This is a genomic window from Streptomyces racemochromogenes (assembly GCF_044129415.1).
Classification (GTDB): Bacteria; Actinomycetota; Actinomycetes; order Streptomycetales; family Streptomycetaceae; genus Streptomyces; species Streptomyces racemochromogenes_A.
The window spans coordinates 1-8,201 of the sequence record NZ_JBBDHD010000205.1 but is presented as its reverse complement, the minus strand read 5'-3'; the positions used below and the strand labels follow the sequence as shown (position 1 = coordinate 8,201).

General features: G+C 72.4%; 6 protein-coding genes. 3 read left to right on the top strand and 3 right to left on the bottom strand.

The genetic code is table 11. The annotated features are described in order from the left end of the window. Positions 1-348: 348 nt before the first annotated feature. Positions 349-885: a MarR family winged helix-turn-helix transcriptional regulator gene (locus WDV06_RS35155; RefSeq protein ID WP_395513878.1), complete on the bottom strand. Its 537-nt coding sequence runs from the start codon at positions 883-885 to the stop codon at positions 349-351. Positions 886-1,008: 123 nt separating this feature from the next. On the opposite strand from WDV06_RS35155, the gene WDV06_RS35150 reads away from it, so the two are divergent. Further along, on the top strand, positions 1,009-2,310 hold the full coding sequence (locus WDV06_RS35150) for an MFS transporter (protein WP_395513880.1): 1,302 nt from the start codon (positions 1,009-1,011) through the stop codon (positions 2,308-2,310). A 61-nt stretch (positions 2,311-2,371) separates the two neighbouring features. Here the strand turns inward: WDV06_RS35150 and WDV06_RS35145 are convergent, their stop codons facing one another. Both WDV06_RS35145 and WDV06_RS35140 read right to left on the bottom strand, forming a co-directional pair. Then, positions 2,372-4,102: an ATP-binding SpoIIE family protein phosphatase gene (locus tag WDV06_RS35145; RefSeq protein ID WP_395513879.1), complete on the bottom strand. Its 1,731-nt coding sequence runs from the start codon at positions 4,100-4,102 to the stop codon at positions 2,372-2,374. Between the two features lie 173 nt (positions 4,103-4,275). Further along, complete coding sequence (locus tag WDV06_RS35140) at positions 4,276-5,694, bottom strand: NAD(P)/FAD-dependent oxidoreductase (protein WP_395513877.1); 1,419 nt, start codon at positions 5,692-5,694, stop codon at positions 4,276-4,278. A gap of 342 nt (positions 5,695-6,036) precedes the next feature. Between WDV06_RS35140 and WDV06_RS35135 the strand changes: the two genes are divergently transcribed. Both WDV06_RS35135 and WDV06_RS35130 read left to right on the top strand, forming a co-directional pair. Then, positions 6,037-6,807: a TetR/AcrR family transcriptional regulator gene (locus tag WDV06_RS35135; protein WP_395513876.1), complete on the top strand. Its 771-nt coding sequence runs from the start codon at positions 6,037-6,039 to the stop codon at positions 6,805-6,807. A gap of 293 nt (positions 6,808-7,100) precedes the next feature. Continuing rightward, positions 7,101-8,201: sigma-70 family RNA polymerase sigma factor (locus WDV06_RS35130; protein WP_395513875.1), on the top strand; the 1,101-nt coding region annotated here is incomplete at its 3' end.

The following is an 8,201-nucleotide window of genomic DNA, read 5'->3' as shown; positions in this document are numbered from 1 at the left end:
TACTCACCCTCTCGGGCTTTCCTCCGGGCTTTCGTTCTTTCTTCGTTTCCGACTCTATCAGATCCTTTCGGGCCTGACCCCCAGTCAGCGGGGTTTGTCTTCCGGGCTGTTGGGCCCTTCCGACTCCTGAACTCTAGCGGATTTTCCCGGCAACCGATAATCGGGCCTTCGGAAATGGATTCGGGCATGCCGAATTTGTTCCCGGTGGGAGATCGCGCTGAGTGGGTTGCCGCAACGAGGCGGCGGAGTTGTTGACCTCGGAACCTTCCGGCTCTGGGGCAACTCGAAGAACCTTACGGATCAGTGAGGGGCCTGTCAACTCGGGACGTCAGGCCCCCTGAGGTCGGGTCAGGAGCGGGACTGGAGGTCCTCCACGCGGTCCAGGACCCGGGTGAGCATGTCCCCGAGGACCCCGCGCTCCGCGGTGGAGAGGTCCTGGAGGAGGTCCTCCTCGAACACCGTGGCCGCGCGCATCGCGTCCAGCCACTTGCTCCGGCCCTCGTCCGTCAGCTCGACGATCACGCGGACCCGGTTGGACTCGTCGCGCTCCCGGGTGACCAGGCCTTCGGCCGTCATCCGGTCGATCCGGTGCGTCATCGCCGCCGGCGTGAGGCCCAGCTGCTTCGCGAGCTCGCTCGGGCCCATCCGGTACGGGGCGCCCGAGAGGACGAGGGCCTTGAGGACCTCCCACTCCGCGTTGCTGATGCCGAGGGCGGCCGTCTGGCGGCCGTACGCGACGTTCATGCGGCGGTTCAGGCGGCTGAGGGCCGACACGACCTTCTCCACCTGGGGATCCAGGTCCTGGAACTCGCGCTGGTAGACGGCGATCTGCTCGTCGAGGCTCGGCTCGTGGACCGGCGTCGCGCCGTCGGGGGTGTCAGGCATGGCCGAAGTATCCCACGAACCCGTTGGCGTCTAACTCCTTCGATGTGTAGAGTTAAGCATCGAACTTTAGGTATGAAGTCTTCAGGCTTTAGCTATCAGGGCAGGTGAGAAGTGACCAAGGTGATGGGCGCTGCGATGCGGCGGATCCAGGCCGGGAACGCGCTGACCGCGTTCGGCATCGGCTTCACGGTTCCGTTCCTCTACATCTATGTGGCGCAGGTGCGGGGGCTGGGTTCCATGGCCGCCACGAGTGCGTTCGTGGCGTTCGCCCTGGGTGCTCTCCTCGCACTGCCCTTCACCGGCCGGGTCATCGACCGGCGTGGTCCGGTCCCGGTCGTCATGGGTGCGGCCGTGGCCGCGGCCGCGGGGGCGCTGGCCCTCGGGCTCTCCACCGGCGTCGTGCCGATCCTGCTGTCCGCCCTGGCGCTGGGTGCCGGGCAGGCCGTGATGCAGCCGGCGCTGGCCACGATGATCGTGTGGTGCTCGACGCCGTCCACCCGTACGCGGGCGTTCGCGCTGCAGTTCTTCATGCAGAACCTGGGTCTGGGCATCGGCGGGCTCGCCGGCGGCCAGATCGTGGACGTGACCCGGCCCGGGAGCTTCACCCTGCTGTTCGGCATCGAGGCCGTGATGTTCCTGGTGCTGGCGGGGGTCATCGCCACGGTGCGGATGCCGCAGGCGCCGAGCATCAAGGACGCGCTGCCCAAGGACCCGTCCCAGGCGGCGGGCGGAGGCTGGAAGCGGCTGCTGCGGCACAAGGCCATGGTGCAGCTGTGTCTGCTGGGCTTCGTCCTCTTCTTCGCCTGCTACGGACAGTTCGAGTCGGGTCTGGCGGCCTTCGGTACGGAGGCCGCGGGAATCTCCCCCTCCACGCTCGGGTTCGCGCTGGCCGCCAACACCGGTGCCATCGTCGTGGCGCAGTTCGTGGTGCTGAAGCTGGTCGAGAAGCGCCGCCGGTCGCGGGTCATCGCGCTGGTGGGGCTGATCTGGGGCGTGGCGTGGCTGATCGCCGGGTTCTCGGGGCTGGGGCACGGCAGCGCGGCGATGGCCGCGGCGGCTTTCATCGGCACGTACGCGCTGTTCGGGATCGGTGAGGCGATGCTGTCGCCGACGCTGGCCCCGCTGGTGGCGGATCTGGCTCCGGAGGGGTCGGTCGGGCAGTACAACTCGGCGTTCGCGCTGGTCAAGCAGATGGCGCTGGCGCTGGGGCCGCTGGGTGTGCCGCTGGGCGCGGGGGTGCCGATGCTGTACATCGCGATCTTCGTGCTGGTCTCGCTGGGGATCGCCGGTCTGGCGCTGCGGCTCGGCAGGCAGCTGAGCCCGGTGCAGGACAACCCGTCGCTGCTGGGCGGCCGTGTGGTGGCCCAGGGCCCGGCGGTGGCTGTCAGGGATGCGGAGCAGCCGGTGGAACGGGTGGCCGCGTAGGCAGGTGGAAAGGGGAGAGGCCCCGGTCCTTGTGGACCGGGGCCTCTCCCCTTGTCCGGGGTCATTTGTCGGGCAGGGCGAACTCGCACCAGACGGCCTTGCCGCCCCCGGGGGTGCGGCGGGAGCCCCAGGCGGAGGCGATGGTGGCGACGATCGAGATGCCGCGGCCGGTTTCGTCGGCCGGTTCGGCGCGGCGGCGGCGCGGGAGGTGGTCGTCGCCGTCGGTGACTTCGACGATCAGGCGGCGGTCGGTGCGGCGCAGGCGCAGCCGCATGGGCGGGGTGCCGTGCTGGAGGGAGTTCGCGACGAGTTCGCTGGCGGCGAGGACGCCGAGGTCGCTGAGTTCGACGGGGAAGCGCCAGGAGGTGAGGACGCCCTGGGCGAAGGCGCGGGCGCGGGGGGCGGCCTCGACGCCGCCGAGGAGTTCGAGGGCGGCGTTGTGGAAGAGCTCGGCGTCGGCTCCGGTGCGGGCGGGCTGCTGGAGGACCATGACGGCGACGTCGTCGTCGTGGTCGGCGTCGACGCCGAGGGCGCGCATGAGCCGGTCGCAGATGATCGCGGGGGTGCCCTGGGCTCCGGCGAGGGCGCGTTCGAGGGCGGAGACGCCTTCGTCGATGTCCTCGCCGCGGCGTTCGACGAGGCCGTCGGTGTAGAGGACGGCGGTGGAGCCGGGGCCGAGGGCGATGGTGCCGGAGGTGTGGAGCCAGCCGCCGGTGCCGAGCGGGGGGCCGGTGGGGTCGGCGGCGCGGCGTACGGTGCCGTCCTCGTCGCGGACGAGGATGGGGAGGTGGCCGGCGGAGGCGTAGGCGAGGAGGCCTTCGTTGGGGTCGTGGACGGCGTAGACGCAGGTGGCGATCTGGCTGGCGTCGATCTCGGCGGCGAGCCCGTCGAGGAGCTGGAGGACCTCGTGCGGGGGCAGGTCGAGGCGCGCGTAGGCGCGGACGGCGGTGCGCAGCTGGCCCATGACGGCGGCGGCGCGCACGCCGCGGCCCATGACGTCGCCGATGACGAGGGCGGTGCGGCCGGCGCCGAGGGTGATGACGTCGTACCAGTCGCCGCCGACGGCGGCTTCGGTGCCGCCGGGCTGGTAGGTGGCGGCGATGCGGAGGTCGTCGGGCTGTTCGAGTTCCTGGGGGAGCAGGGAGCGCTGGAGGGTGACGGCGGCTTCGCGCTGGCGGCGTTCGCTGGCGCGGAGGCGGTCGACGGCTTCGGCGTGGTCGGTGACGTCGGCGAGGTGGACGAGGATCCCGGTGTGGTGGGGATCGGGGCGGCCGTCGGCGTCGGCTTTGGGGAACTGCACGGGGGTGCAGGTGACGGTGTAGGAGCTGCCTCCGCCGGGGGCCTGGCGGTTCTTGGCGGTGCGGGGTTTGCCGCTGCGCTGGACCTGGTCGAGGAGGGGGAGGAGGCCGAGCTCGCCGAGTTCGGGGAGGGCGAGGTGGGCGGGGGCGCCCGTGGTGCGGGGGCCGAAGCCGGCGGTGTAGGCGTCGTTGACGTAGGCGACGCGGTGCTCGGGGCCGTGGACGAGGGCGACGAGGGCGGGGAGGAGTCCGAGGACCTCCCGTACGGAGAGCTCGTCGAGGGAGGGTACGGCGGGGAGCGGGGCGCTGCCGGTGCCGCAGACGGTGGCTTCGGCGGGGGTGCCCTCGGAGGGCGTGACGGGGTGGGCGGCGGCGCCGCGGGCTGCCGGGACGGAGCCTTCACCCCTTTTGGCCTGGGCTGCGGCGTGCTCGTTCCGGGCGGCGGCGCGGCGCTGCGTTCCGGGAAACCGGGCGCTCCAGCGCGTGAAGTTCACTGCGTTCAAGCCTCGTGGTGTCGCAAGTGGTCGCGGTGTCTCCTCCCGGTGGTGCCGGGAGGTGCCCCGTGTGGTCGGTCGCTTGCTGCTGGTCACTCCGTGGGGCGTCACTCTGTGCAGGTGTGAGCCCACCTATGGTCACACGTCCAGTGTGGCGGACCGCACTGACAACGTCAGCCCTTGCCGTCTTCCGGGGGGTTGGGGGCGGGGCGCGGGGGGTGGTGTGCGTGGCCTCCGCCGGCGGCGAGTTCGAATTCTGCCCTGGGGTGTTCGAGGGATCCGAGGGAGACGATCTCGCGGGTGAAGAGTCCGGCGAGGGTCCATTCCGCGAGGACGCGCATTTTGCGGTTGAAGGTGGGGACGCGGCTGAGGTGATAAGTGCGGTGCATGAACCAGGCGGGGTAGCCCTTGATCTTGCGTCCGTAGACGTGGGCGACGCCCTTGTGGAGTCCGAGGGAGGCGACGGAGCCCGCGTATTTGTGGGCGTATTCGGTCAGGGCCTGGTCGCGGAGGGCGGCGACGAGGTTGTCGGCGAGCTGTTTGGCCTGGCGGACGGCGTGCTGGGCGTTGGGGGCGCAGGTGCTGCCGGGGGTTTCGGCGGTGATGTCGGGGACGGCCGCGGCGTCGCCGGCGGCCCAGGCGTGTTCGACTCCTTCGACCGTGAGGAAGGAGGTGCAGCGCAGACGGCCGCGTTCGTTCCTGGGGAGGTCGGTGGCGGCGAGGAGGGGGTGGGGTTTGACGCCGGCGGTCCACACGACGGTGCGGGTGGGGAAGCGGGCGCCGTCGCTGAGGACGGCGACGCGGTTCTCGCAGGATTCGAGGCGGGTCTCCAGGCGGACGTCGATGTTGCGGCGGCGCAGTTCACGGACGGTGTAGGTGCCCATTTCGGGGCCGACCTCGGGGAGGATCCGGTCGCTGGCCTCGACCAGTACCCATTTCATGTCCTCGGCCTTGATGTTGTGGTAGTACCGGGCCGCGTAGCGGGCCATGTCCTCCAGTTCGCCGAGTGCTTCGACTCCGGCGAATCCGCCGCCGACGAAGACGAAGGTGAGGGCGGCGTCGCGGATGGCGGGGTCGCGGGTGGAGGAGGCGATGTCCATCTGTTCGATGACGTGGTTGCGCAGGCCGATGGCCTCTTCCACCGTTTTGAACCCGATGCCGTAGTCGGCGAGGCCGGGGACGGGGAGGGTGCGGGAGACGGAGCCGGGGGCGAGGACGAGTTCGTCGTACTCGATCTCCATGTCGCCGGTGCCCTCGTCGGGGGTGGCGAGGGTGGTGACGGTCGCGGTCCGTTTGGCGTGGTCGATGCGCTGGGCCTGGCCGATGACGATGCGGCAGCGGTGGAGGACGCGGCGCAGGGGGATGACGACGTGGCGCGGGGAGATGGCGCCGGCGGCGGCTTCCGGCAGGAAGGGCTGGTAGGTCATGTAGGGCTCGGGCGTGACCACGGTGACCTCGGCTTCGCCGGATCTGAGTTTCCGCTGGAGGCCCAGGGCGGTGTACATGCCGACGTATCCGCCGCCGATGACGAGGATGCGCGTGCGGGGCGGGGTACCGGGGGCGTCGCCCCGCGAGTTAGCAGCCTTCACCATCCCATGACGCATCGTGGCCGGGAGTTTGTCCACAGGCCCGGCCGATTGTGTGACCGGTGGGGAGGGTGGGGCGGGGCTGTGGGAGGAGCCGGGCGGGGTGGAAAGTCTGCAGGTCAGGCCAGGCGGAGGGGGTGATTCCGGGGGCTTGTGGCGGAAAAGTGGGGGTGAATGCTCCGATCGGGCGGTGCTCCGTCGGGGGCTGCCTCTTCTGAATTGACTCTGGCTCAACTATGTTCGTATCTCGTCGAGGAGTAGGACCAGGGCCCTCATGACCGTGGCCCCCCTCGACGCGAAGGCGGGGAGTGTCTCCGGGGGGAGACAGATGATTACCGGGGGATACATATGCATATTTCCGATTTCCATGGTTCTGCCACCGCTCTGTCCGCAGAGAGCGGCGGCCGCGTGATCGCGGGCACGACCACCCACGGCACGGGCCGTTCGACGCCGCTGCGCGTCGATGCGCAGCGCAACCTCGAACACGTCCTGCGCGCCGCGCGCGAGGTCTTCGGCGAGCTGGGCTACGGGGCTCCGATGGAGGACGTGGCGCGCCGCGCGCGTGTCGGCGTCGGCACCGTCTACCGGCGGTTCCCCAGCAAGGACGTCCTGGTCCGGCGCATAGCCGAGGAGGAGACCGCCCGGCTGACGGAGCAGGCGAAGTCCGCGCTGGGCCAGGAGGAGGAGCCGTGGCAGGCGCTCTCGCGCTTCCTGCGCACCTCCGTGGCCTCGGGCGCGGGGCGGCTGCTGCCGCCCCAGGTGCTGCGGGTCGACGCGGCCGAGGACGAGGCCGCCGGGGGCGAGGGCGCCGCGCGCGTTCCGCACCAGCGCCAGGCCGCCGCCGGCGGGGTGCCGGAGCTGCGCGTCGTGGGCGCGCGGACCCCGGCCGAGGACGAGCCGGCGGAGGACGCGGGAGCGGGTGCGCTGCTGGAGGTCGTCGGCCGGCTGGTGGACCGGGCGCGGGAGGCCGGGGAGCTGCGGGCCGATGTCACGGTGGCCGATGTGCTGCTGGTGATCGCGACCGCCGCGCCCGCGCTGCCGGACCCCGCGCAGCAGGCCGCCGCTTCGGCCCGGCTGCTGGACATCCTGCTGGAGGGCCTGCGTTCCCGTACGGCGTGAGCCGCGCCCGCTCGCACGTCCGGTCGCACGTCCGGTCGCGTGTCCGTTCGTCCGTACCGACGGTCCGGCCGGTCCCCGCAGGGGTGGGGGCCGGCCGGGCCGGGCCGGGCGGCGGGGGGGGTCAACCGGGCGGCGGGCAGGGCCGGTCACTCGAAGGGGTGAGGAGCGGTCCGGCGGTTCGCCGGGGCTTCCCCGGACGGGTGGACGGTGGGGAAGGCGGGCCGGGGCACCCGTGCCGTGTGACACGCTGGATCGGTGGACCGGTCTGAGTGTGTCGTGCGGGGGCTTCCGCGATGAGCGTGGACGGGCGGGACGAGTCTCCCGGTGGCGTCGGTGGCGCGAGTGGCGAGGTCTCGGCGGGCAGCCTGCCCGACCGTCAGGTCCCGGCCCAGCGCAGGCCCGGGCGCCGGCGCCATGCCGCACCGGGGCCGGGGGGCGGCGAGCTGCCGCCGTCCGACGCGGACCTGGTCGCCCGGATGCGCGGGGGTGACGACGGGGCGTACGAGGAGTTGTTCCGCCGGCACGCCGAAGCCGTACGGCGCTACGCGCGGACCTGCTGCCGGGACGCCCACACCGCCGACGACCTGACCGCCGAGGTGTTCACGCGGACGCTCCAGGCGGTACGGGGCGGTGCGGGGCCGGACCAGTCGGTGCGGGCCTACCTGCTCACCACCGTACGGCGGGTCGCGGCGGCCTGGGCCAGGACGACCCGGCGGGAGCATCTGGTCGAGGACTTCGCGGTGTTCGCCGAGCAGGCGGCCGCGGGCGCGGAGAGCGGCGGGGCACTGGGCGCGCTGTCCGGGGACGACACCCTGGAACTCGGCGCGGACGTCCGGGCGATGCGCGAGGCCGAGCGCTCCCTCGCGATGCAGGCCTTCCGGAGCCTGCCGGAGCGGTGGCAGGCCGTGCTGTGGCACACCACGGTCGAGGATTCCTCGCCGAGCGCGATCGCCCCGCTGTTCGGGCTGAGCGCCAACGCGACGGCGGTACTGGCCAGCCGGGCCCGGGAGGGCCTCAAGCAGGCCTACCTCCAGGCGCACGTGAGTTCCGCGCTCAGTGCGGGCGGGGACTGCGCCCGGTACGCGGACCGGCTGGGCGCGTACGCCCGGGGCGGGCTGCGGATGCGGGCGGAGCGGGGGCTGCGGGGGCACCTGGAGGAGTGCGCCAAGTGCCGGCTGGCCGCCGGGGAGCTGAAGGACGTGAACGCGGGGATCCCCGCGCTGCTGCCGGTCGCGGTCATCGGGTGGTTCGCCGCCGGGTACGCGGCGAAGGCGGCCGGCGTGGTGGCCGGCGGGGTCGTCGCCGCGGGCGGTGCGGGGGCCGCGGCCGCCGCGGCGGCCAGGGCGGACGGAGAGGACGGCGGCGAGGACGCCAAGGAGCCCGCGCGGGCCACC

Coding starts and splice junctions, on each gene's coding strand:
- WDV06_RS35155 (WP_395513878.1), bottom strand. CDS start 885: ATGCCTGACACCCCCGACGGCGCGACGCCGGTCCACGAGCCGAGCCTC.
- WDV06_RS35140 (WP_395513877.1), bottom strand. CDS start 5,694: ATGGTGAAGGCTGCTAACTCGCGGGGCGACGCCCCCGGTACCCCGCCC.
- WDV06_RS35135 (WP_395513876.1), top strand. CDS start 6,037: ATGCATATTTCCGATTTCCATGGTTCTGCCACCGCTCTGTCCGCAGAG.
- WDV06_RS35150 (WP_395513880.1), top strand. CDS start 1,009: ATGGGCGCTGCGATGCGGCGGATCCAGGCCGGGAACGCGCTGACCGCG.